The organism is Pseudomonas sp. YL2 (assembly GCF_023063025.1).
GTDB lineage: Bacteria > Pseudomonadota > Gammaproteobacteria > Pseudomonadales > Pseudomonadaceae > Aquipseudomonas > Aquipseudomonas putida_A.
Map to the genome: position 1 here is coordinate 28,710 of NZ_JAJSLU010000004.1, position 23,107 is coordinate 51,816.

22 protein-coding genes are annotated in these 23,107 nt (G+C 60.6%); 5 read left to right on the forward strand and 17 right to left on the reverse strand.

The features are described 5' to 3' along the window. Positions 1-148: 148 nt before the first annotated feature. A complete protein-coding gene (locus LVD08_RS07520) occupies positions 149-1,777 on the forward strand; it encodes a glucan biosynthesis protein D (RefSeq protein WP_247267827.1) in 1,629 nt (542 codons plus the stop codon). 159 nt (positions 1,778-1,936) lie between these two features. Here the strand turns inward: LVD08_RS07520 and LVD08_RS07525 are convergent, their stop codons facing one another. The 4 genes from LVD08_RS07525 to LVD08_RS07540 form a co-directional block, all read right to left on the reverse strand. Continuing rightward, complete coding sequence (locus tag LVD08_RS07525; protein ID WP_247267828.1) at positions 1,937-2,470, reverse strand: GNAT family N-acetyltransferase; 534 nt, start codon at positions 2,468-2,470, stop codon at positions 1,937-1,939. A gap of 83 nt (positions 2,471-2,553) precedes the next feature. Further along, positions 2,554-3,660, reverse strand: coding sequence for an NADH:flavin oxidoreductase/NADH oxidase (locus tag LVD08_RS07530; RefSeq protein WP_095138300.1), 1,107 nt, complete (start codon positions 3,658-3,660; stop codon positions 2,554-2,556). Positions 3,661-3,930: 270 nt separating this feature from the next. After that, complete coding sequence (recJ, locus tag LVD08_RS07535) at positions 3,931-5,640, reverse strand: single-stranded-DNA-specific exonuclease RecJ (RefSeq protein WP_247267829.1); 1,710 nt, start codon at positions 5,638-5,640, stop codon at positions 3,931-3,933. Between the two features lie 55 nt (positions 5,641-5,695). Then, positions 5,696-6,238: a YaeQ family protein gene (locus LVD08_RS07540; RefSeq protein ID WP_003222001.1), complete on the reverse strand. Its 543-nt coding sequence runs from the start codon at positions 6,236-6,238 to the stop codon at positions 5,696-5,698. A gap of 146 nt (positions 6,239-6,384) precedes the next feature. Here LVD08_RS07540 and LVD08_RS07545 point away from each other — a divergent pair, with 146 nt between their 5' ends. Continuing rightward, a complete protein-coding gene (locus LVD08_RS07545; RefSeq protein WP_247267830.1) occupies positions 6,385-7,584 on the forward strand; it encodes a CaiB/BaiF CoA transferase family protein in 1,200 nt (399 codons plus the stop codon). Then, on the forward strand, positions 7,532-8,491 hold the full coding sequence (locus LVD08_RS07550; RefSeq protein ID WP_247267831.1) for a TIGR02285 family protein: 960 nt from the start codon (positions 7,532-7,534) through the stop codon (positions 8,489-8,491). Before LVD08_RS07545 ends, LVD08_RS07550 begins: the two co-directional genes overlap by 53 nt. Positions 8,492-8,666: 175 nt before the next feature. Here LVD08_RS07550 and LVD08_RS07555 read toward each other — a convergent pair whose 3' ends face one another. The 7 genes from LVD08_RS07555 to xerD form a co-directional block, all read right to left on the reverse strand. Continuing rightward, the gene (locus tag LVD08_RS07555; protein ID WP_027610974.1) at positions 8,667-8,948 is read right to left on the reverse strand and encodes a DUF3509 domain-containing protein; all 282 of its coding nucleotides are present in this window, start codon (positions 8,946-8,948) and stop codon (positions 8,667-8,669) included. Between the two features lie 162 nt (positions 8,949-9,110). Next, positions 9,111-9,518, reverse strand: a complete 408-nt coding sequence (locus LVD08_RS07560) for a response regulator (protein WP_247267832.1) — start codon at positions 9,516-9,518, stop codon at positions 9,111-9,113. Between the two features lie 127 nt (positions 9,519-9,645). Continuing rightward, positions 9,646-10,998 carry a transporter substrate-binding domain-containing protein gene (locus LVD08_RS07565; protein WP_247267833.1) on the reverse strand — a complete coding sequence of 451 codons (1,353 nt, stop codon included), beginning with the start codon at positions 10,996-10,998 and terminating at the stop codon, positions 9,646-9,648. 119 nt (positions 10,999-11,117) lie between these two features. Continuing rightward, positions 11,118-12,527, reverse strand: a complete 1,410-nt coding sequence (gene thrC / locus LVD08_RS07570; protein WP_247267834.1) for a threonine synthase — start codon at positions 12,525-12,527, stop codon at positions 11,118-11,120. 66 nt (positions 12,528-12,593) lie between these two features. Next, positions 12,594-13,898, reverse strand: a complete 1,305-nt coding sequence (locus tag LVD08_RS07575; RefSeq protein WP_007908972.1) for a homoserine dehydrogenase — start codon at positions 13,896-13,898, stop codon at positions 12,594-12,596. A 131-nt stretch (positions 13,899-14,029) separates the two neighbouring features. Continuing rightward, complete coding sequence (gene dsbC / locus LVD08_RS07580) at positions 14,030-14,761, reverse strand: bifunctional protein-disulfide isomerase/oxidoreductase DsbC (protein ID WP_007967782.1); 732 nt, start codon at positions 14,759-14,761, stop codon at positions 14,030-14,032. Between the two features lie 253 nt (positions 14,762-15,014). Beyond that, positions 15,015-15,911: a site-specific tyrosine recombinase XerD gene (gene xerD / locus LVD08_RS07585; RefSeq protein WP_007967784.1), complete on the reverse strand. Its 897-nt coding sequence runs from the start codon at positions 15,909-15,911 to the stop codon at positions 15,015-15,017. Positions 15,912-16,019: 108 nt separating this feature from the next. Here xerD and LVD08_RS07590 point away from each other — a divergent pair, with 108 nt between their 5' ends. After that, entirely contained in the window at positions 16,020-17,828 is a 1,809-nt protein-coding gene (locus tag LVD08_RS07590) for a cation:proton antiporter (RefSeq protein WP_247267835.1), read from the forward strand. Between the two features lie 117 nt (positions 17,829-17,945). Here the strand turns inward: LVD08_RS07590 and LVD08_RS07595 are convergent, their stop codons facing one another. The 6 genes from LVD08_RS07595 to ffh all read right to left on the reverse strand — a co-directional run bounded on the left by LVD08_RS07595 (position 17,946) and on the right by ffh (position 22,090). Then, a complete protein-coding gene (locus LVD08_RS07595) occupies positions 17,946-18,359 on the reverse strand; it encodes an acyl-CoA thioesterase (protein WP_108181783.1) in 414 nt (137 codons plus the stop codon). 147 nt (positions 18,360-18,506) lie between these two features. Next, positions 18,507-18,857: a 50S ribosomal protein L19 gene (rplS, locus tag LVD08_RS07600; RefSeq protein ID WP_003175895.1), complete on the reverse strand. Its 351-nt coding sequence runs from the start codon at positions 18,855-18,857 to the stop codon at positions 18,507-18,509. 45 nt (positions 18,858-18,902) lie between these two features. Next, positions 18,903-19,655 (reverse strand): tRNA (guanosine(37)-N1)-methyltransferase TrmD, encoded by a 753-nt coding sequence (gene trmD / locus LVD08_RS07605; RefSeq protein ID WP_003221981.1) that lies wholly within the window; start codon positions 19,653-19,655, stop codon positions 18,903-18,905. 3 nt (positions 19,656-19,658) lie between these two features. Next, positions 19,659-20,195, reverse strand: coding sequence for a ribosome maturation factor RimM (gene rimM, locus LVD08_RS07610; RefSeq protein WP_247267836.1), 537 nt, complete (start codon positions 20,193-20,195; stop codon positions 19,659-19,661). A gap of 5 nt (positions 20,196-20,200) precedes the next feature. Then, positions 20,201-20,452 carry a 30S ribosomal protein S16 gene (gene rpsP / locus LVD08_RS07615; RefSeq protein WP_003185073.1) on the reverse strand — a complete coding sequence of 84 codons (252 nt, stop codon included), beginning with the start codon at positions 20,450-20,452 and terminating at the stop codon, positions 20,201-20,203. A 261-nt stretch (positions 20,453-20,713) separates the two neighbouring features. After that, positions 20,714-22,090 carry a signal recognition particle protein gene (gene ffh, locus LVD08_RS07620; RefSeq protein WP_007967791.1) on the reverse strand — a complete coding sequence of 459 codons (1,377 nt, stop codon included), beginning with the start codon at positions 22,088-22,090 and terminating at the stop codon, positions 20,714-20,716. A 195-nt stretch (positions 22,091-22,285) separates the two neighbouring features. Between ffh and LVD08_RS07625 the strand changes: the two genes are divergently transcribed. Beyond that, positions 22,286-23,098: a cytochrome C assembly family protein gene (locus tag LVD08_RS07625; protein ID WP_027610969.1), complete on the forward strand. Its 813-nt coding sequence runs from the start codon at positions 22,286-22,288 to the stop codon at positions 23,096-23,098. Positions 23,099-23,107 lie beyond the last annotated feature (9 nt).

Below are 23,107 nucleotides of genomic sequence, written 5' to 3' on the forward strand. Positions count from 1 at the left end.
AACGAATTTTGCTCGGCGAGCGAACCGTTTAAGCTAGCCGGCATCTGTTTATAGTCCGTTGCGTTTGGCCGAAGGCTTGTCCGAACCGTAATTTCTGATCCAGCACGTGCCAGGAACGGCGCGGGATTGCTCACGACAGGTTGTATTTATGCACCGCAGGAATTTGCTCAAAGCGTCGATGGCCATTGCGGCTTACACCGGTCTCTCGGCTTCCGGCCTGCTGGCCGCCCGTGCCTGGGCCGCCAATGGTGGCGCCGCCGATGGCGAGGCCCAGGCTTTCGACTTCGAAGCGCTGAAGCGCCAAGCCAAGCAATTGGCCGGAACAGCCTATCAGGACAGCAAACAGGTGCTGCCGCCGACTTTGGCGACCATGACCCCGCAGAACTTCAACGCGATCCGCTACGACGGCGATCATTCGTTGTGGAAAGAAAACAAGGGTCAGCTGGACGTGCAGTTCTTCCACGTCGGTATGGGTTTCCGTCAACCGGTGCGCATGTACAGCGTCGATCCGAAGACCCGCACCGCCCGCGAAGTGCATTTCCGCCCGACGCTGTTCAACTACGAGAACACCTCGGTCGATACCCAGCAGCTCAAGGGCGACCTGGGGTTTGCCGGTTTCAAGCTGTTCAAGGCGCCGGAGCTGGATCGGCATGACGTGGTGTCGTTCCTCGGCGCCAGTTATTTCCGCGCGGTGGACGCCACTGGCCAATATGGCCTCTCGGCCCGTGGTCTGGCCGTCGACACCTACGCGAAAAAGCGCGAAGAATTCCCTGACTTCACCAAATTCTGGTTCGAGACCCCGGATCAGAACGCCACGCGTTTTGTGGTCTATGCGCTGCTCGACTCGCCGAGCGCCACCGGTGCCTACCGCTTCGACATCGATTGCCAGGCCGAGCGCGTGGTGATGGAGATCGACGCCCACATCAACGCGCGTACCGCCATCGAACAACTGGGCATCGCACCGATGACCAGCATGTTCAGCTGCGGCACCCACGAACGCCGCATGTGCGACACCATCCACCCGCAGATTCACGACTCCGATCGCCTGGCGATGTGGCGCGGCAACGGCGAGTGGATCTGTCGCCCGCTGAACAACCCGGCGACCCTGCAGTTCAACGCGTTCGCCGACACCGATCCGAAAGGCTTCGGTCTGGTGCAGACCGACCACGAGTTCGCCAACTATCAGGACACCGTTGACTGGTACAGCAAGCGCCCGAGCCTGTGGGTCGAACCGACCACCGCGTGGGGCGAAGGCTCGATCGATCTGCTGGAAATTCCTACCACCGGCGAAACCCTCGACAACATCGTCGCGTTCTGGACCCCGAAGAAGCCAGTGGCTGCCGGCGACTCGCTGAACTATGGCTACAAGCTCTACTGGAGCGCCCTGCCACCGGTCGGCACGCCGCTGGCGCGGGTGCACGCGACCCGTTCGGGTATGGGGGGGTTCGTCGAAGGCTGGGCACCGGGCGAGCATTACCCGCCGGTCTGGGCCCGTCGTTTTGCCGTAGACTTCACCGGTGGTGGCCTGGATCGCCTGCCGCAGGGCACCGGGATCGAACCGGTGGTCACCTGCTCCAACGGCAAGGTGCAAGACTTCAGCGTGCTGGTGCTCGATGACATCAAGGGTTACCGGATCCTGTTCGACTGGTACCCGACCAGCGACAGCGTCGACCCGGTGGAACTGCGCCTGTTCATCCGCACCAATGACCGCACACTGAGCGAGACCTGGCTGTACCAGTACTTCCCGCCGGCACTGGACAAGCGCAAGTATCCTTGATGATTTGAGGCGCCTGTAAGGGCCTCTTCGCGAGCAAGCCCGCTCCCACACTGGATCCCGGTCGATCACACAGTTTGCGACCGACACAGAACCAGGGTGGGAGCGGGCTTGCTCGCGAATGCGTCAGAACATTCAACATCGGATATTGAAGAAACTGCGTCAGGTCAGTGGGCAATACAGATGAATGTCTCTGGGTTCTTGATCAAACAACTCTGGATCCGCCTGATCAACCAACCGGCAACCCTGTCTCTGATAAAACTCCACAGTGTTGCGCGATTCAGTCGCTGAAACATACAACGCCTCGGCACCGAATCGCCGGCCCTGCTCGCAGGCCAGCGCAAACAACTTCGCCCCCAGCCCTTGCCCGCGGTAATCACGGCTGATGTGCAGAAACTTCAACTGGCGCATGCTCAACCCCTGATTGCGAATAACCCGGTTATCCACAACCACCGCCGCGACCAGCGCCTGCCCATCGAAAACCCCGTACAACCAGCCACCGCGCCGCAAGCACTTCTCCAGCGCCAGCACGTTTTCCTCAGATTCCCCTACCGGCCATCCGCGCATGTCGAAATGTACCGGGTACAGAATCAGCTCACCTTTTTTTAGCCGATAACATTCCTCCACCAGCTCGCTGCGGTCGATCTGCGCCAGCAGCGGCAAGTCGTGTTCGGTCAGTTCTCGCTCGATCAACATGCTCGACTTCCTTGGCAAATGGCAGGCAAGAAAAAACCCGCCGGTTCAATGGCGGGTTTTATAGACGTTGCGCCGGTTTGAAATCAATCGCGCAGATCGGATTCGTGAATCGGCTGATCACGATGGGTCGCGCGCTGATACTGCGCCGGCCATACCGCTTTGCGCCCACCCAGATCATCGTCGGCATGCAGCGGCCAGTACGGGTCACGCAGCAGCTCGCGGGCGAGGAAGATGATGTCGGCCTGACAGGTGCGCAGAATGTGCTCAGCCTGCGCCGGCTCGGTGATCATGCCGACGGTGCCGGTGGCGATGCCGGACTCCTTGCGCACCCGTTCGGCGAAGCGCGTCTGATAACCCGGCCCCACCGGAATCTCGGCGTTGGCGGCGGTACCACCGGAGGAGACGTCGATCAGGTCCGCTCCCAGTGCCTTGAGGCGGCGCGCCAGTTCCACGGTTTCATCCGGGTTCCAGCCGTCTTCGACCCAGTCGGTGGCCGATACCCGGACAAACACAGGCAACTCTTGTGGCCAGACCTCGCGCACGGCCTCGGTGACTTGCAACACCAGCCGAATACGGTTTTCGAACGAACCACCGTATTGATCGCGGCGCTGATTGCTCAATGGCGACAGAAACTGATGCAGCAGATAACCATGGGCGGCATGCACCTCGACCACGCTGAAACCTGCGGTCAACGCACGTTTGGCCGCAGCAACGAAGGCCTGGATGACTTCGGCGATTTGCCCTTCATCCAGCTGCTTGGGTTGCGTGTGTTGCGGGTCGAAGGCAATCGGTGACGGCCCGACCGGAATCCAGCCGCCATCCTCCGGTTTGACGCTGCCGTGTTTGCCGATCCATGGCCGATGGGTGCTGGCCTTGCGCCCGGCGTGGGCCAGTTGAATGCCGGCGACAGCGCCCTGAGCCGTAATGAAACGGGTGATGCGTTGCAGCGGTTCGATCTGTTCGTCGTTCCACAAACCGAGGTCTTCGGCGGTGATCCGCCCGTCGGCGGTGACCGCCGTGGCCTCGGTGAAAATAAGGCCGGCACCGCCCACCGCGCGGCTGCCCAGATGCACCAGATGCCAGTCGTTGGCCAGACCGTCGACGCTGGAGTACTGGCACATCGGCGAGACGGCGATGCGGTTGGGCAGGGTCAGTTGGCGAAGGGTAAAGGGTTCGAGCAGCAGACTCATGGGGCACCTCTCAAATCAGTGGGCAGGCTCCAGGGTTCTGTTTGAAAAGTCGACGAGTGACAGGAAAAGGTGCAGCACCCGCCCCCGCGGGCAAAAAAATCGACAAGACGTCACAAGGCCAATCAAGCAGTGCTTAGAGCCTAGTCGACAACCGGGGATGAGGGAGGGTTCAGAGTGATTCAGTGTGTGAAAGGGTGCTTTCGCGAGCAGGCTCGCTCCCACATTTTGGAATGCATATCCCTGTGGGAGCGGACTTGCTCGCGAATGGCGTCAGCGCGGTTCGATGTGGGCAATCATCAGTTGCACCGTCTCGTTGCCCCGGAACTCGTTGACGTCGAGCTTGTAGGCCAGCTCGACCCACTGAATGGTCGGGTTCGGCCAGACATCACGGTCGATGCCGAAAGCGATGCCATCCAGCTTCACCGACCCGCACTCGCTTTTCAGCACCACTTTCAGGTGCCGCTCGCCGACCACCCGCTGCTCGACCAACTGGAACACGCCGTGGAACAGCGGCTCCGGAAAGTGCTGGCCCCAAGGCCCGGCATGGCGCAGGGCGCGGGCCAGCTCCAGATGGAATTCCTCGACCGCCAGCGTGCCATCCGAAAGCATGCGCCCGGTCAGGTCTTCCTCACGAAGTTGCCGACGCACTTCGGCATCGAAAGCCTCGGCGAACAGCGGAAAATTCTCTTGCGGCAAGGTCAGACCGGCCGCCATCGCGTGGCCACCGTACTTGGCAATCAGGTTCGGATGCTGCGCCGCAACCACGCTCAAAGCATCGCGAATGTGGAAACCCTGCACCGAACGCCCCGAGCCCTTGAGCAAACCGTCACCGGCATCGGCGAAGGCGATGGTCGGACGGAAATAACGTTCTTTCATCCGCGAGGCAAGAATGCCGATCACTCCCTGATGCCACTCGGGATCGAACAGGCACAGGCCAAACGGCATCGATTCCACCGGCAAGTCCTTGAGCTGCGCCAGCGCCTCACGCTGCATGCCCTGCTCGATGGATTTGCGATCCTGGTTCATGCCGTCCAGTTGCGCGGCCATTTCCCGCGCCAGATTGGCATCGGAGGTGAGCAGGCATTCAATGCCGAGGCTCATGTCATCCAGGCGCCCCGCCGCATTCAGGCGCGGGCCGACGATGAAACCCAGGTCGGTGGAGGTAATCCGCGCCGCGTCACGCTTGGCCACTTCAAGAATCGCCTTGATCCCCGGTCGTGCGCGCCCGGCGCGAATCCGCTCAAGGCCCTGATGCACCAGAATCCGGTTGTTGGCGTCCAGCGGCACCACGTCGGCAACGCTGCCCAGCGCCACCAGATCCAGCAGTTCGCCGATGTTCGGCTGCGGCTTGCTCTCGTACCAGCCGAGGCTGCGCAGGCGCGCGCGCAAGGCCATCAACACGTAGAAAATCACCCCGACCCCGGCCAGCGCCTTGCTCGGAAACTCGCAGCCGGGCTGGTTCGGGTTGACCAGCGCATCGGCCAGCGGCAGTTCATCGCCGGGCAAGTGGTGGTCGGTGATCAACACCTTGAGCCCGGCCTTTTTCGCCGCCGCCACACCTTCGACGCTGGAGATGCCGTTGTCGACAGTGATCAACAACTGCGGCTCGCGCGCCAGGGCAACCTCGACGATTTCCGGGGTCAGGCCATAGCCGTATTCGAAGCGATTCGGCACCAGATAATCGACATGCGCCGCGCCCAGCAGACGCAAGCCAAGCACGCCGACCGTACTGGCCGTCGCGCCATCGGCGTCGAAGTCACCGACGATCAGAATCCGCTGACGCTGCTCCAGCGCCGTCACCAGCAGATCCACCGCTGCCTCGATGCCCTTGAGCTGCTGGAACGGAATCAGCCGCGCCAGACTTTTATCCAGCTCCGCCTCGGACTGCACACCCCGTGCCGCGTACAAACGGGTCAGCAAAGGTGGCAGGTCACCGAGAAACGGCAGCGTGGCAGGCAACGGTCGAGGATCAATACGCATGGGCTAACGGAAACTTCTCTTGAATACGTGGGATTAATCAGTAAGCGGCGCAGGATCAGCCGCGTTCACCGGCCAGCCATTCCAGCTGGACTTCGTGCTGACCACGGTCGTCAGTGACGAAGATCGTGCCTTCGCTGATCATCACGTCCCACTTGATGACGCGCGGCATGTCCTTGGCCAGGGTTTCCAGCACTTCCTGCGGCACCGCAGCGATGTTGACGTTTTTCAGGTTCTTGGCCACCGGCACCACTTTGCCTTCCCACACGCGCAGGCTGCCGTAAGCCAGCAGGCTGGTGCGCTCGGTGCGACGCGAGCACCAGGTCAGACGATCAGCGTCTGGCTGACCAACTTCGATCCAGTGCAGAACGCGGTCATCCAGGCTTTTTTCCCACAGCGCAGGTTCATCCACGTCCGACAGACCACGACCGAACGAAAGCAGTTCGTTGTACCAGAGCGCGTAAGCCAGCAGCCGCACGGTCATGCGCTCTTCGGTTTCCGAAGGGTGACGGGCGATGGTCTGCTTGACGCTCTCGTAGACGCTGCGGTCGAGGTCAGTGAGGTTCAGTTCGAATTTGTAAGTGGTAGACGGCTGGGCCATGAACGGGCTTCTTGATACGAGGAAAGTCGGCAAGTCTAACCGATGCCGTAGGCAATCATCGAATTGATGGCGATCAACCTGCGGCGTCTGACAGCCGGCTATGTTAAAACGCTGTATCCGCTCAGCCTTGTCCTACAGGATTCAGTATGCCGTTCGCCAACAAACCGCTCAGCGGTGTGAAAGTCATTGAATTGGGTACGTTGATTGCCGGGCCGTTCGCCTCGCGCATCTGCGGCGAGTTCGGCGCCGAAGTGATCAAGATCGAATCGCCCGACGGCGGTGATCCGCTGCGCAAGTGGCGCAAATTGTATGAAGGCACCTCGCTGTGGTGGTTCGTCCAGGCGCGCAACAAGAAGTCGCTGACGCTGAACCTCAAGCACCCCGAGGGTCTGGCGATCCTGAAAAAACTGCTGGGCGAAGCCGACATCCTGATCGAGAACTTTCGCCCCGGTGTGCTGGAAAAACTCGGGCTGAGCTGGGAAACCCTGCACGCGCTGAATCCGAAACTGGTGATGGTGCGCCTCTCGGGGTTCGGCCAGACCGGGCCGATGAAGGATCAACCGGGCTTCGGCGCGGTCGGCGAGTCCATGGGCGGTTTACGCTACATCACCGGCTTCGACGACCGGCCACCGGTGCGCACCGGGATCTCCATCGGTGATTCGATTGCCGCGTTGTGGGGCGTCATCGGCGCGCTGATGGCGCTGCGTCATCGCGAGGTCAACGGCGGTCTCGGCCAAGTGGTCGATGTCGCGCTGTACGAGGCGATTTTCGCCATGATGGAAAGCATGGTGCCGGAGTTCGACGTGTTCGGCTTCATCCGCGAGCGCACCGGCAACATCATGCCGGGCATCACGCCGTCATCGATCCACACCAGCGCCGACGGCAAGCATGTGCAGATCGGTGCCAATGGCGACGCAATCTTCAAGCGTTTCATGCTGATCATCGGCCGCGAGGATCTGGCCAACGACCCGACACTGGCGAGCAACGACGGGCGCGACAGTCGCCGCGACGAGTTGTATGGCGTGATCGACCGCTGGGTCAATTCGCTGCCGCTGCAAAGCGTGCTCGACCTGCTCAATCAGGCAGAAGTACCGGCCAGCCGGATCTTCAGTGCCGAGGACATGTTCAGCGATCCGCAGTACCTCGCCCGGGAGATGTTCCTGCAGGCGAAACTGCCGGACGGCAAGCCTTTCAAGATGCCGGGCATCGTGCCGAAACTCTCCGAGACACCGGGCACTTCCGAATGGGTCGGGCCGCAACTCGGTGAACACAATGCGCAGGTACTGCACGATCTTGGCTACGACGAACAGCAGATCGCCCGGTTGCGCACAGACGGAGCTATTTAACCTGAAACATCGGCAGACATCGGACGCCAACCGCGCCCACCACTGGTGGACGTGGCGGCTGTTCGGCCTGCTGTTTCTGCTGGCCCTGCCGGCCTGGGCGCAAGCGAAACCCACGCTGATCTGGTTGCTGCGCGACTTGCCGCCGCTGACCATCTTCGAAGGCCCGAAAAAGGGCCAGGGCGTCATCGATCAACTGATGCCGATGCTGATCGCCGGCATGCCGCAATACGAACACACGCTGATGCGGGTCAATCGCGCCCGGGGCATGCAGATGCTGCACGAGCCGTCCTTCACCTGCGATCCCTCGCTGATCTGGAGCAAGGAGCGCACGCAATGGATCACTTTCTCTATCCCGGCGTTTCGCGCTGTCAGTAATGGTCTGGTGGTGCGTCAGAAGGATCGCGGCGTACTGGCGCCTTACCTGATCGACGGTGAAGTCGATCTGCCGGCATTTCTGGCCAATGGCGAGATCAAGGTCGGAGTCGTCGCGGAACGCAGTTACGGCGAGTATCTCGACAGTCTGCTCAAGCAGGCTCCCGGCGGTGCGTTGACGCCGCATTATGGCAACGACGCCCTGAGCAGCCTGCTGTCGATGCAGCGCCTGGGGCGTCTGCAAGTGGTGCTGGGTTACTGGCCGGAGATCCGCTATCAGGCGCAGCAGGCGCAAATTGCCGAGGACGAACTGGTGTTCTATCCGATTCGCGGCACCGGCAAGTATCTGTCTGGCTTTGTCGGGTGTTCCGATACTCCTCAGGGCCGTCAGGCGATCAGTGAGATCAACCAACTGCTGCGCACCCTGCCCCACGAGCAACTGAACCAGTCGTATGCCGACTGGCTGGACCCCGAAATGCGCACGGATTACCTGCAACAGGCGCGGATTTTTTTCGAGCAACAGGCCACGCAGTAAAACCTGCGGGCAAAAAGAAACCCCGAGCAGTGGGGAGACAACTCGGGGTTAAACGCGGTCTGCTTAAAGACCCGTAGCAGCAAGCGACAAGCACCGGAGCACAATGCTTGATCCTGCTGTTATGGGGTCTGACTGACGGGGATGCAGGAAGGTTCCCACAAAAAATATTTCATCTTTACAGGGCCGCACGCTTATCCAGCGCCGCATTGCGCAAGGCCGCAATCACACAGGGCTCCAGCCGCCCTTCGGCGATCAGGACGTCACGGTGCAAACCGTCGACCACATCTGTCAGCAGGCGTTTGTCGCTCAACTGCGCCTGATTGAATTCGCGCTCCACCACGAGGGCGCCGTTGCTGTTCTTCAGCGTCACCAGGCATTCGCCATGGGCGCCACACGGAGTCAACGTCACCTGATACGGGCTCAGAGCCTCACCGAGCAATAGACTGATACTTTCCATCTCGATCTCCACTCAATAGTCCGAAAACATTGTGCCTGGGGCGTGTTCACAATAAATGACCACCGGCCCGAGAAGAAAGTTCTGAATACCGCGCTGCTCCCGGAGCAGTTAGCGGTCTGTCAGAGCATGCACGGTGAAGATGACAGAAACATAACCATCGGCTCAAGCCCCCGCCGGATGGGCTGCCGCTTGCAGGTAGCTGTCCAGCAGCCCGCGCATCAGCACTGCCGAGACCGGCGTTTGCAGGCGCCCCAGCAGCTTCAACTCCTGTGTTTGCAGCAAGCTTTCGAGATCGCTCAGCAGGCCCGGTGCGACCCGCCCCAGCAGAATGAGCGCGCTGGCCTCGCGTTCGGTGGCCAGATGCCGGATCAGCGCCAGGCCTTCCCCGCCTTTAAGCTGCGGATCGCAGATCGCGATGTCGACCCGGGTGCGACGCTCCAGCGAGCAGCGTGCCGAGGCCAGCGATGGCGCCGTGAGTACGTCATAGATACCGAACGCGTTGAGCATCTGATGCAACGCCATCATTCGATAAGGATCAGGTTCGAGAATCAGGACTTTGAGCGAGCGCATGGCGACCTCGGTAACGGCAATCGCGGACGCGTCCGCAGTTGCTGCCTACTTTAGGGCAGCTTCCTTCAGTCCCCCATCGGAAAAAGAGGCGCGTGACATAGGAAATTTCCGTATATCGATGCGGACACTATCCCGCCGCCGCATCACGCTGGGTGATATCCGTCCAACCCCCGAGCAGACCGCGCAATTCCCCATTGGCGCTGTAGAACGGGACGGTCCACTGGTAGATTTCCCGATTGCCATCGCTGAATTGCAAACGGCGTCGGCTGAAGCGGGTCCTGCGTGTTCTCAATTGAATCATGAACTCAGCATGCAGCATGTCGGCGGTGGCTCGCGGTAGCGCATCGACGTCGATCAAGCGGCATCCCTGCACCTGCTCAAAGCGGAGCGACAACGCCTCTTCGTAACTTTTGTTGCACAGGATAAGGCGCCCTTCCATGTCACGGACGAACACCGGATCAGGCATGGCATCAATCAATGCTCGCTGGAAGACCAACTGATCGCCGAGTTCGCTTTGCACGTCTCGATGCTGTTTGATCACGGCCGCCATTCGCCGATTCCAAACCAGTGACATCACACAAAAGCCCCCCACCAAAACCATCCCCCAGCAACTCGAGCGGAGCCAGTGCTGCCAACCGGTGGCGGCCGGTTTCGGCCCGATGCCGCCCAGCCAGTTCAGGCGAATGGCCCGCAGTTCGGAAGCCGGGAACGCTTCAAGCGCCTTGTTCAGGATGCTCAGCAATTGCGGCTGACCCTTGCGCACGGCCAGAAGATCTGCCTCCCATTTTCCCTCCAGCAATTCGCCAACCTTCAGCAAGCCTGAGGGATAGAGCTGCGCACCGATTTCGTTTTCGATGGTGGCATAGGCCTCACCGCTTTCGACCAGCGCCCGTGCCTCGGCATAGGTTTTCACCGAACGTAATTCGATGGACGGATAATCGCGTCGGATCACCCCCTCCAGCGCATGCCGACCCGGCAGCACCAGCACCCGTTTGGCCAACTGCTCCAGCGATTGCACTCCAGGCTCGCCGGCGCGGCCGACAAATACCCAACCGGCACCGCCAAAGGCATGACTGAAATCCAGACTCAAACGGCGCTCATCATTCATCGCCAGAGTCGTGCTCATGTCTGCGGCACCGGTTTCCAGTCGCTCGAGCATCTGCGCGGTGGAAAACGACTCCCGGTAAACGAATTGCAACCCGGTCATGGCGCTGATGCGTTTGAGCACATCATTGTTCAAGCCGCTCCAATGACCATGCTCATCCAGAAACAGGTACAACGGGTACTGCTCCGCCGCCACGATCACCGTCGGGTTATCGCGAACCCATTGCCGCTCGGCTTCACTCAGCACAACGGTGCCGATGTTCAACTGCTCTTCATCATGCGCCAGATGCGCCGCAACGCCCACGCGCCAGCCAACCAACAGGCACAACAGAAAAACCCGCTTCAGGGCGTGTTTCCATCCTCTTTCAAACAGCATTGCCACTTCCTTCGTGATCGACTCACCCGTCCTTCCTGGGCGAAAACCCGAGCAGTGTGGCAGCAGAAACAAAAAAGCCCGTCAGGAGACGGGCTTCAAAATGTGACAGCTTTTTCGGCTTACAGCGGCTTGCCGCGGTTGCCGTGCTGGCTGACAAAGGCCTGTACGGCTTTCAGCTCGTTTGGCAGAACGGTGCAGCGCTCGTTTCGCTCAAACAAATCAGAAAGATGTGCAGGCAGTTCGAGAGCTTTTCCTACACCCGCTTTCTCCACGGCATCCGGGAATTTCACTGGATGGGCAGTGCCCAGGATCACCATCGGGATGTCCAGACTGCGACGGCATTCGCGGGCGGCCTTGACGCCAATGGCGGTGTGCGGATCCAGCACTTCGCCGCACTGCGCGTAGACTTCAGCGATGGTTTCGCAGGTTTGCGCATCGTCCACGGCCAGCGAGTCGAACAGCTTGCGGGCTTCGGTCCAGCGCTCTTGCTCGACGCTGAAACCACCGCCCTGCTTGAACGAATCCATCAGCCCGGCAATCGCCGCGCCGTTGCGACCGTGCAGGTCGAACAGCAGGCGTTCGAAGTTCGACGAAACCATGATGTCCATCGACGGCGACAGCGTGGCGTGCAGGGTTTCCTTGACGTACTGGTTGCCGCTCATGAAGCGGTGCAGGATGTCGTTGCGGTTGGTCGCGACGATCAACTGGTTGATCGGCAAGCCCATGTTGCGCGCCAGGTAACCGGCGAAGATGTCGCCGAAGTTGCCGGTCGGTACCGAGAACGCCACCGAACGCGCCGGGCCGCCCAGCTGCAGGGCTGCGTGGAAGTAGTAGACGATCTGGGCCATGATCCGCGCCCAGTTGATCGAGTTCACCGCCACCAGACGCGTGCCCTTGAGGAAGCTCTGGTCGGCGAAGCTGTTCTTGACCATTTCCTGGCAGTCATCGAAGTTGCCTTCGATGGCGATGTTGTGGATGTTCTCGCCGACAATCGTCGTCATCTGCCGACGCTGCACTTCGGACACACGGTTGTGCGGGTGCAGGATGAAGATGTCGACGTTTTCGCAGTGCTTGCAGCCTTCGATGGCGGCCGAACCGGTGTCACCCGAGGTGGCACCGACGATGACCACGCGCTCGCCGCGCTTTTCCAGCACGTAATCGAGCAGACGACCGAGCAGTTGCAGGGCGAAATCCTTGAACGCCAGGGTCGGGCCGTGGAACAGCTCGATCACCCATTCGTTGCCGTTGAGCTGACGCAGCGGCGCAACAGCGCTGTGCGAGAACACACCGTAGGTTTCTTCGAGGATCTTTTTGAAATCGGCGTCCGGGATGCTGCCGGTGACAAACGGGCGCATGACCCGGAAAGCCAGCTCGTGATACGGCAGGCCGGCCCAGGAAGCGATTTCTTCCTGGGTGAAACGTGGCAGGTTTTCCGGGACGTACAGACCGCCGTCAGTGGCCAGACCGGCCAGCAGGACGTCTTCGAAATTCAGGGCCGGTGCCTGGCCGCGGGTACTGATGTAACGCATGACTGACTCCAATGGAGAGTGTGCACAACAGTGGCCCCTTTCACGGGGCCATTGCAGGACAACGACTTAGTTCAGGTGCTCGACGCGGATCCGCACAACCGGACCATTCACGCCGGCCAGGGCTTCGAGGGCGGCGATCGCATCGTTGATACGCTGCTCGACCACGCGGTGGGTCAGCAGGATCATCGGTACCAGACCGTCGTGTTCCTCGACTTCCTTCTGCATGATCGACTCGATGTTGATGCCGCGCTCCGAGAGGATGCTCGCCACCTGAGCCAGTACGCCCGGATGGTCCTTGGCCTGGATGCGCAGGTAGTAGGCGCTTTCGCAGGCTTCGATCGGCAGGATCGGATGCGCCGACAGCGAGTCCGGCTGGAAGGCCAGGTGCGGCACGCGGTTTTCCGGATCGGACGTCATGGCGCGAACCACGTCCACCAGGTCGGCGATCACCGACGACGCGGTCGGCTCCATGCCGGCACCGGCGCCGTAGAACAGCGTCGAACCGGCAGCGTCACCGTTGACCATCACGGCGTTCATCACGCCGTTGACGTTGGCGATCAGGCGATCGGCCGGGATCAGCGTCGGGTGTACGCGCAGCTCGATGCCGGCAGCGGTGCTGCGCGCCACACCGAGGTGCTTGATGCGGTAGCCCAGCGCCTCGGCGTAGTTCACGTCAGCGGTGGTCAGCTTGGTGATGCCTTCGGTGTAGGCCTTGTCGAATTGCAGCGGAATGCCGAACGCGATGGAAGCCAGAATCGTCAGTTTGTGCGCGGCGTCGATGCCTTCTACGTCGAAGGTCGGATCGGCTTCGGCGTAGCCCAGCGCTTGCGCTTCGGCCAGCACGTCTTCGAAGGTGCGACCCTTCTCGCGCATTTCGGTGAGGATGAAGTTACCGGTGCCGTTGATGATCCCGGCGACCCAGTTGATGCGGTTGGCGGACAGGCCTTCACGGATCGCCTTGATCACCGGAATGCCACCGGCCACGGCCGCTTCGAACGCCACGATCACGCCTTTCTCGCGTGCCTTGGCGAAAATCTCATTACCGTGAACGGCGATCAGTGCCTTGTTCGCGGTGACCACATGCTTGCCATTCTCGATGGCCTTGAGTACCAGCTCGCGGGCAACGGTGTAGCCGCCCATCAGCTCTATGACGATGTCGATCTCAGGGTTCGTGGCCACTTCGAAGACATCGTTGGTAATCGCAATACCGGTCGTCTGGAACTGAGGCTTTGGCGTGCGCATGGCAATTTGTGCCACTTCGATCCCACGCCCGGCACGACGAGCAATTTCCTCGGCGTTGCGCTGAAGTACGTTGAAGGTACCGCCACCGACGGTCCCTAACCCACAGATGCCTACTTTGACCGGATTCACTGTGAACTCCCCATGAAACGGCCGACGCAAGGTCGGCCGGAAAACAACCGCGTGTTCGCGGCTCTCTATTAATGGCCCGGCGATGTTGCTGCCGGACCATGATCGTCAACGGCGGACCGTGACGATGCGAATTACTTGGCGCCCAGCGCCAGTTTGGCGACTTGTGGCGCCGGCTGGTAGCCCGGAATGACTTGTCCGTCAGCCAAAACGATGGCCGGTGTGCCGTTCACGCCAATCGACTGACCCAAAGCGAACTGTTTGGAAACCGGGTTCGCGCACTTGGCGGCCTTGATTTCCTTGCCATCGACCATTTTGTCCATGGCGGCTTTCTTGTCGGTCGAGCACCACACGGCTTGCAGTTGCTCGTCACCCGGCGAGCCGAGGCCCTGACGCGGGAACGCCACGTAACGCACTTCGATGCCGCGCTTGTTCAGCTCAGGCACTTCGGCGTGCAGCTTGTGGCAGTACGGGCAGGTGGTGTCGGTGAACACGGTGATGTGCGATTTGGTTTCGCCCACCGCCGGATACACCACGGTTTCGGCCACTGGAATGGCATTGATCAGTTTGGAGATGCCCAGGCGTTCGGTCTTCTCGGTCAGGTTGACCGGTTTGCCGTCCTTGAGCTGGAACAGGTAGCCCTGAACGATGTACTGGCCGTCGGCGCTGGCGTACAGCACGCGGCTGCCCTTGAGCTTGACTTCATACATGCCCGGCAACGGGCTGGCGCTGATGCTTTCTACCGGAACCTCGAGTTCGAGTTTTTCCAGGCTTTGACGAATGGCTTTGTCGGCCGCGTCATCGGCGACGGCAAAGGTGCTGACCAACGCAATGGCTGCGGCGGCGAAAATCTGGGTCAGACGCATGAGAACTCCTGAAGGCGGACAAATGAAACGGTCAGAACGCCCGTGCCGGAACACCGGGTCATAACCGTCCATCGTGCAAACCGGCAAAGCCTACCACATAAGGCTCGCATGGCCGAATGCGCCTGTCGCCAGAGATTGTGGGCGACGCAAACCCTGTGGGAGCGGGCTTGCTCGCGAAGGCGTCCTGGCAGGCGACAAATATCTCGTCTGTGACGGCCTCTTCGCGAGCAAGCCCGCTCCCACAGGTTTTTCATCAGCCTCTTGGGTGGTGTTTGGCGTGCAGATCTTGCAACCGCGCGCGGGCCACATGGGTGTAGATTTGCGTAGTGGAAAGGTCGCTGTGACCCAGCAACATTTGCACCACCCGCAGGTCGGCGCCGTGGTTGAGCAGGTGCGTGGCGAAGGCGTGACGCAAGGTGTGCGGTGACAGCGATTTGCCGATCCCGGCGACTTTGGCCCAATGCTTGATCCGGTGCCAGAAAGTCTGGCGGGTCATCTGCTCGCCGCGCTGGCTGGGGAACAGCACATCGCTGGGGCGCCCGCCGAGCAGCTCGCTGCGGCCATCGCGCATGTAGCGTTCGACCCAGACAATCGCCTCCTCGCCCATCGGCACCAGGCGCTCCTTGCTGCCCTTGCCCATCACCCGCAACACGCCCTGACGCAGATTGACCTGCTCCAGGGTCAGGCTTACCAGTTCGGTCACCCGCAGACCACAGGCATACAACACCTCAAGCATGGCGCGGTCACGCTGGCCGATGGCTTCGCTCAGATCCGGCGCCTTGAGCAGCGCCTCGACGTCGGCTTCCGACAACGACTTGGGCAAAGGCCGACCGAGTTGCGGCATGTCGACGCGCAAGGTCGGATCGACCGTAATCAGCTTTTCCCGCAGCAGATAGCGATAAAAGCCACGCACACCGGAAAGAAATCTGGCGGTGGAACGCGGTTTGTAGTTCTGCTCCAGGCGCCAGGACAGGTGATCGAGGATCAACTCGCGACCGGCATTGATCAGCTCGAGGTTTTTCTCCTGCAGCCAGCCGTTGAACAGCGCCAGATCGCTGCGGTAGGCGCCGCGGGTGTTGTCGGACAGGCCTTTTTCCAGCCACAGGGCGTCGAGAAATTGGTCAATCAGTGGATGGTCGATGGCAGGCATGGGCGCTCAAGACACACAACCTCCGGGGCCGTGCGCAAATGTAGAGTGAACTGTAGGAATGGCCGCTAGTCTTTCATAGCCCGCTAATTCAAGGAACAGGGAGCATCAATGAACGAGCAGCAAATTCTCTTGGCATTTGGCGGGATCGGCGCCGCTGCGCTGGGTTGCCAGTGGCTGGCGTGGCGCCTGAAGCTGCCGGCGATTCTGTTTCTGTTGCTGACCGGGATTCTGGCTGGCCCGATACTAGGCTGGCTCGATCCGCAGGAAATGTTCGGCCCGCTGCTGATGCCGCTGGTGTCGCTGGCGGTGGCGTTGATCCTGTTTGAAGGCAGCCTGACCCTGCACCTGTCGGAATGGCGCGAGATCGGCAGCGTCGTGCATCGGCTGGTGACAGTTGGCGCGCTCACGACCTGGGTGGTGATTGCCGTCGCCACCCATTTTTTGCTCGGCTTCGACTGGCTGCTGGCGATCCTGTTCGGCAGCCTGACGCTGGTGACCGGGCCGACGGTGATCGTGCCGATGCTGCGGGTGGTGCGGCCGAAAGCATCGATCGCCAACATCCTGCGCTGGGAAGGCATCGTCATTGACCCGATCGGCGCCCTGCTCGCGGTGGTGGTCTACAGCTTCATCATTGCCCGCTCCGAAGGAAACGGCCTCGAACAGAGCCTGCTGACCTTTGGCGGCGTGATTGTCTGCGGTAGCGTATTCGGGGTAGTCGGCGGCTGGGTGCTCGGCACCATCATCCGTCGCCAATGGCTGCCGGAATACCTGCACAACCTCGCCTCGCTGGCAGCCGTGCTGGGGATTTTTATTGCGTCGAATCAGGTGATGCACGAGTCCGGCCTGCTGGCGGTGACGCTGATGGGCATGTGGCTGGCGAACATGAAGGGCGTGGATGTGCGGCACATCCTGCACTTCAAGGAAAACCTCAGCGTGCTGCTGATTTCCGGACTGTTCATCCTGCTCGCGGCGCGCCTGGATCTGCATGCCTTGATCGGCCTCGGGCCGTTGGTGCTGATTCTGTTGCTGGTGATTCAACTGATCGCGCGCCCGCTGAACGTGCTGTTGAGCACTGCCGGCTCCAGCCTGAGCTGGCGTGAACGCGCCCTGCTGTGCTGGATCGCCCCGCGCGGGATCGTGGCGGCGGCAGTGTCGGCGATTTTCGCGATTCGTCTGGATCAAGCCGGGCACGAAGGTGCGCTGCTGCTGGTGCCGCTGACTTTCGCGGTGATCATCGGCACCGTGGTGCTGCAAAGTGCAACCGCTCGACCATTGGCACGTTTGCTTAACGTCGCCGAACCGGCGCCGAGCGGCTTCCTGATCGTCGGGGCCAACGGCCCGGCGCGTCTGTTGGGCAAATCGTTGCAGCAACTGGGCAGCCGCGTGCTGTTGACCGATTCGAGCTGGGAGAATATTCGTGCGGCGCGCATGGAGGGGTTGCCGACGTACTTTGGCAACCCGGCATCGCAGCATGCCGATGCGCATCTGGATCTGGTGGGGCTGGGGCATCTGCTGGCGCTATCGCCGTCGGGCGAACTGAACACCCTGGCGGCGATGCGCTTTCGACACGACTTTGGTCATCAGCGTTTATTCGGTCTGGCCAGCGGTCAGGAAAGTCGTCGCAGTGACAAGCATCGGGCGAGTCTGGAACATCGCGGCAATCAGCTGGGGAGCGAGGCGCTGACCTACGCCAAGCTGGCCAGCCTGATCAGCAACGGCGCCGAGCTGTACAGCACGACGCTGACGGACGGTTTCGGTTGGGAGGATTACCAGGCATTGCATGGCAATCGGGCGACGCTGCTGTTCATGCGCGATGACAGTGGCTGGGTGCATGTGGTGACGCCGGAGACTGCTTTGAAACCGGGATCCGGGTGGACGTTGTTGGCGTTGATTCAGCCGGAGGCCAGCGGCGCATGAGCTGACGCTTCGCGAGCAAGCCCGCTCCCACAATGTCCGTGTCGTACATAAACGTTGTAGACGACACAAAACCTGTGGGAGCGGGCTTGCTCACGAAGGCCGCGACTCGGTTCCGGATCAGGCAGGAAACCCAGGCAGCACCGGCACCGGCCGCTTGTCATCATCAATAGCGACAAAGCTGAACTGCCCATGAATCGCCTTCTCGCGGCCATCGCAACTCATGCTCTCGACAAACACTTCCACCTCGACCTTGAGGCTGGTGTTGCCGACTTTGATCACCCGTCCCACCAGTTCGACGATGGAGCCGGCCGGGATCGCGTGGTTGAAGTCGATGCGGTCGGTTGAAACAGTCACCAGCGGCAGGCGGCAGAAGCGGGTGGCGGTGATGAACGACACTTCGTCCATCCATGCCAGCGCGGTGCCGCCGAACAGGGTGTTGTGGTGGTTGGTGGTCGGCGGGAAGACGGCTTTGGTCACGCGGGTTACCGAGAGTTCGGTACGGCGCTGGATTTCCTGGTCGCGGGTGGTCATGGGTTATTGCTCGTAAATCGGGGACTCCCGAAAACAGCAAGATCAAAAGATCGCAGCCTTCGGCAGCTCCTACATAGTGAGGGCAGTTTATTACAGGCAACAAAAAAGCAGCCCGTAGGCTGCTTTTTTCTGCATCGGAAGCTGGACTTAAGCCAGTTTTTCCTTGATGCGAGCTGCTTTACCCGACAGGTCGCGCAGGTAGTACAGCTTGGCTTTACGTACGTCACCGCGACGTTTAACAGCCATGCTGTCGATCTGCGGGGAGTAGGTCTGGAAAGTACGTTCTACGCCAACACCGTTGGAGATTTTACGAACGGTGAACGCACTGTTCACGCCGCGGTTACGCTTGGCGATGACAACGCCTTCGAACGCTTGCAGACGGGAACGATCGCCTTCCTTCACTTTCACCTGAACGACAATGGTGTCGCCTGGGGCAAAGGTAGGGATTTCTTTGGTCATCTGCTCTGCTTCGAGTGCAAGGATGATTTTGTTGGTCATGCTGTGCTCCTAAGGTAAATCAACTGATCTACCATCGATACGTTGTTAACTATCGTCCCGCTCGCGGATGTATTCCTCGAGCAGCTTCTTCTCTTCTCCAGAAAGCGAGCGGCTTTCCAGAAGATCGGCGCGTCGTTCATAGGTCCTACCAAGGGACTGCTGTAAACGCCAACGCCGGATATGCGCGTGATTGCCACTTAGCAACACGTCGGGAACACGCTGATCCGCATACACCTCAGGTCGGGTGTAGTGCGGGCAATCCAGCAGACCATCCGTAAAGGAATCTTCCTCAGCGGAATCCGCATGCCCTAAAGCTCCGGGCAGCAGTCGTGTAACCGCATCGATCATGACCATGGCCGGCAGCTCGCCGCCAGACAGTACATAGTCACCAATCGACCACTCTTCATCGACATGAGCCTCAATAAAGCGCTCGTCAATGCCTTCATAGCGGCCGGCAATCAGGATCAATGCATCCGATTTTGCCAACTCGCGTACCGCCGACTGAGTCAGTTGACGGCCTTGGGGGGACAGGTAAATCACCTTCGCCGCCTCCCCGGCTGCTGCCTTGGCCTGAACCAGAGCATCTTCCAGGGGCTTGATCTTCATCACCATGCCCGGACCACCGCCAAACGGGCGATCGTCCACAGTGTGATGCCGATCCGTCGTGTAATCCCGCGGATTCCAACAGGTCAGCTGCAAGAGCCCCTGTTTGACCGCACGACTGGTAATGCCGTACTCACTGATGGCCGAGAACATCTCGGGGAACAGCGTAATGACGTCTACGCGCAGGCTGGCCATTGCTTAGAAGTCCGCGTCCCATTCCACCCGCATCACGCCTGCTTCCAGGTCGATTGCCAGCACGCATTGCTCCGTATAGGGCAACAACCGCTCGCGATCATCCAGGCTGCCTGCGCAGGGCTTGACCACCAATACATCGTTCGCGCCGGTCTCCAACAGGTGATCAACCTTGCCGAACAATTGCTCGTCCTGGTTGATGACGCTCAGACCCTGCAACTGGTACCAGTAGTACTCGTCGCTTGTCAGGTTGGGCAAAAGGCTTCGTGAGATGCAAATCTCGTAACCGCTCAGAAGACGGGCTTCATCGCGATCGTCGAGGCCTTTGAGCTTGGCAACCAGATCCTTTTGAGTGGATCGGCCGCTGACCAGCTCGACCTGTTTCACCACGCCTTCGCGCCGAAGCGTCCAGTTGCGGTAGTCCAACAGGTTTTCAATCGGATCGGTAAAGGAAAAGACCTTCACCTCGCCGCGAACGCCGTGAACCGAAAAAATCTTGCCGACAACGATCAGGTCATCAGCTTTTTCTGGCGTCGCGCTCATACTGCTCAGGCTGCAGCCTTGGCAGATTCCTTCAGCAACTGAGCAACACGCTCAGATGGCTGTGCACCAACGCTCAGCCAGTAGGCTACGCGCTCTTGGTTCACGGACAGACGGATTTCCTGACCACGGGCAACAGGGTTGAAGAAGCCAACCTGTTCTTTGTGGGAGCCGTCACGCGGGTTACGCGAGTCGGTTACGGTCAGGTGGTAAAACGGGCGCTTTTTGGAGCCGCCAAGGGCAAGACGGATTGTTAGCATGTGAACATCGTTCCTGTAGTCGGTGCTGCAAATCTAAATGCACAGCGGGCATGGGTGCCCGAAAGGCCGCATATTCTAAGGAATATCCGGACTTTTGCAAATGACTTTTTCCGGCGCCTATGGCATGCCGTGCGGATTTGCATATAGAGCCGTCGATGAAAACGGCCAGTCAGCTCCCGCCGAGTGCGGGTTTGCTGTTGATCCTGCGTCCTTGCAGGGTCTGCGCCGGTGCGACGACCGGCGAAGTCATGGTGTCCTGAATCACATTTTCGGCATGCCGCCGCCGGGCAACATACCGCCCATGCCGCGCATCATTTTCGCCATTCCGCCTTTGGCGGTGAATTTCTTCATCATCTTCTGCATCTGCTTGTGCTGCTTGATCAAGCGACCGATGTCCTGCACCTGGGTGCCGGAACCCATGGCGATCCGGCGTTTGCGCGAACCGCTGATCAACTCAGGGTCGCGGCGCTCGGCCGGGGTCATGGAGTTGATGATGGCTTCCATCTGCTTGAACTGCTTCTCTGCCGCGTTCTGGGCATTGCCCATTTGCGACAGGTTGACGCCGCCGATGCTCGGCAGCTTGTCCATGAGGCCGCCGAGGCCGCCCATGTTCTTCATCTGTTGCAGCTGATCGCGGAAGTCTTCGAGGTCGAAGCCCTTGCCCTTCTTCAGCTTCTTGGCCAGTTTGTCGGCCTTGTCCTTGTCGAGGGTCGCTTCAGCCTGTTCGATCAGGCTGAGCACGTCGCCCATGCCGAGGATCCGCGAAGCGATACGCTCAGGGTGGAACGGATCGAGCGCTTCGCTCTTCTCGCCCATACCGATGAACTTGATCGGCTTGCCGGTGATTGCGCGCACCGACAGCGCGGCACCGCCACGGGCATCGCCGTCGACCTTGGTCAGGATCACACCGGTCAGCGGCAGCGCATCACCGAAGGCCTTGGCCGTGTTGGCGGCGTCCTGACCGGTCATTGCGTCGACCACGAACAGGGTTTCCACCGGGTTGATCGCGGCGTGCAGCGCCTTGATCTCGCCCATCATCTCTTCGTCGATGTGCAGACGACCGGCGGTGTCGACGATGACCACGTCGATGAATTTCAGTTTTGCTTCTTTAATAGCCGCGTTGGCGATGTCGACCGGCTTCTGGCTCAGATCGGACGGGAAGAACGTCACGCCGATGTCGTTGGCCAGGGTTTCCAGCTGTTTGATCGCAGCCGGACGGTAGATGTCCGCCGACACGACCATCACCGACTTCTTCTTGCGCTCTTTAAGGAAGCGCGCGAGTTTGCCGGCGGTGGTGGTTTTACCGGCACCCTGCAGACCGGCCATCAGAATGACGGCGGGCGGCACGGCGCTCAGGTTCAAGTCTTCGTTGGCCGCGCCCATCAGGCTTTCGAGTTCGGCCTGGACGATCTTCACGAAGGCCTGGCCCGGCGTCAGGCTGCGCGACACCTCGGTGCCGACAGCGCGCTCCTTGACCGAATTGACGAAGTCCTTGACCACCGGCAGGGCGACGTCGGCTTCGAGCAACGCCATGCGCACTTCGCGCAGGGTGTCTTTGATATTGTCTTCAGTCAGCTTCGCCTTGCCGGTGACATGGCGCAGCGTCTGCGAGAGACGGTCGGTTAAGTTTTCAAACATTGCGCGATCCTTTCAGGCCCTGTGTAGACCGGGATAATGGCGGCCCAGACCGGATTCAACATGTGCTCGGCGAGCCTGCGGCGTGGGCAGGTCGCGGATTATAGCGAAGACTGCGTCGGGCGGACACCTCGCACTTTCGTGGTGTGGCGGTTCTATGCCAAACTCAGCGCCTTTCGGGCCTGCCTAACAGGATTTATGCTCCCCTTGTCACCCAGTTTGCTGACTACCATCGCCGCCGCGCTTCTTTATGCCGCTGCGACCCTTTATCAGGGCACCCGCCTGGCCTCCGGCGCCAAGGCGAACAAGCGCCTGCTGGTTACGCTCGGCATCCTCGCCGTGCTCGCCCACAGCGCCAGCCTGCTCACTCACCTGCTGACGCCGATCGGCCTGGGCCTGGACTTCTTCAGCGCCGCCAGCCTGATCGCCGCGGCTGTCATCGCCCTGACGCTACTGGCCTGCTCGCGGATCCCGGTTGAAAACCTGCTGGTGCTGCTGTTCCCGCTCGGCGCGGCCACGGTGTTGCTGGCGCAGTTCGCCCCGGCCGGCACGGTGCAGATCATCGACGAAGAGCCGGGCATCCTCGCCCACATCCTGCTGTCGATCCTCGCCTACGGCATGTTCACCATCGCGGTGTTCCAGGCCTTGTTGCTGCTGGTGCAGGATCACCAGCTCAAGCACAAGCACCCGTCGGGCCTGATCAAGAACTTCCCGCCGCTGCAAACCATGGAAAGCCTGTTGTTCGGCTTCCTCTGGGCTGGCTGGACGCTGCTGTCGCTGTCGCTGATCTCCGGCTGGCTGTTCGTCGAGAACCTGTTCGCCCAGCATCTGGTGCACAAGACCTTGCTGGCGTGTCTGGCCTGGATCGTGTTCAGCGTGCTGCTGTGGGGCCGTAATCGCCTCGGCTGGCGCGGCCACAAGGCGATTCGCTGGACCCTCGCCGGTTTCTGCCTGCTGATGTTGGCGTATTTCGGCAGCAAGCTGGTTCGTGAATACATCCTGCACATCTGACGGGCGGCA

Coding starts and splice junctions, on each gene's coding strand:
- LVD08_RS07520 (WP_247267827.1), top strand. CDS start 149: ATGCACCGCAGGAATTTGCTCAAAGCGTCGATGGCCATTGCGGCTTAC.
- LVD08_RS07525 (WP_247267828.1), bottom strand. CDS start 2,470: ATGTTGATCGAGCGAGAACTGACCGAACACGACTTGCCGCTGCTGGCG.
- LVD08_RS07530 (WP_095138300.1), bottom strand. CDS start 3,660: ATGAGTCTGCTGCTCGAACCCTTTACCCTTCGCCAACTGACCCTGCCC.
- recJ (WP_247267829.1), bottom strand. CDS start 5,640: ATGCGTATTGATCCTCGACCGTTGCCTGCCACGCTGCCGTTTCTCGGT.
- LVD08_RS07540 (WP_003222001.1), bottom strand. CDS start 6,238: ATGGCCCAGCCGTCTACCACTTACAAATTCGAACTGAACCTCACTGAC.
- LVD08_RS07545 (WP_247267830.1), top strand. CDS start 6,385: ATGCCGTTCGCCAACAAACCGCTCAGCGGTGTGAAAGTCATTGAATTG.
- LVD08_RS07555 (WP_027610974.1), bottom strand. CDS start 8,948: ATGGAAAGTATCAGTCTATTGCTCGGTGAGGCTCTGAGCCCGTATCAG.
- LVD08_RS07560 (WP_247267832.1), bottom strand. CDS start 9,518: ATGCGCTCGCTCAAAGTCCTGATTCTCGAACCTGATCCTTATCGAATG.
- LVD08_RS07565 (WP_247267833.1), bottom strand. CDS start 10,998: ATGCTGTTTGAAAGAGGATGGAAACACGCCCTGAAGCGGGTTTTTCTG.
- thrC (WP_247267834.1), bottom strand. CDS start 12,527: ATGCGTTACATCAGTACCCGCGGCCAGGCACCGGCCCTGAATTTCGAA.
- dsbC (WP_007967782.1), bottom strand. CDS start 14,761: ATGCGTCTGACCCAGATTTTCGCCGCCGCAGCCATTGCGTTGGTCAGC.
- xerD (WP_007967784.1), bottom strand. CDS start 15,911: ATGCCTGCCATCGACCATCCACTGATTGACCAATTTCTCGACGCCCTG.
- LVD08_RS07590 (WP_247267835.1), top strand. CDS start 16,020: ATGAACGAGCAGCAAATTCTCTTGGCATTTGGCGGGATCGGCGCCGCT.
- LVD08_RS07595 (WP_108181783.1), bottom strand. CDS start 18,359: ATGACCACCCGCGACCAGGAAATCCAGCGCCGTACCGAACTCTCGGTA.
- rplS (WP_003175895.1), bottom strand. CDS start 18,857: ATGACCAACAAAATCATCCTTGCACTCGAAGCAGAGCAGATGACCAAA.
- trmD (WP_003221981.1), bottom strand. CDS start 19,655: ATGGCCAGCCTGCGCGTAGACGTCATTACGCTGTTCCCCGAGATGTTC.
- rimM (WP_247267836.1), bottom strand. CDS start 20,195: ATGAGCGCGACGCCAGAAAAAGCTGATGACCTGATCGTTGTCGGCAAG.
- rpsP (WP_003185073.1), bottom strand. CDS start 20,452: ATGCTAACAATCCGTCTTGCCCTTGGCGGCTCCAAAAAGCGCCCGTTT.
- ffh (WP_007967791.1), bottom strand. CDS start 22,090: ATGTTTGAAAACTTAACCGACCGTCTCTCGCAGACGCTGCGCCATGTC.
- LVD08_RS07625 (WP_027610969.1), top strand. CDS start 22,286: ATGCTCCCCTTGTCACCCAGTTTGCTGACTACCATCGCCGCCGCGCTT.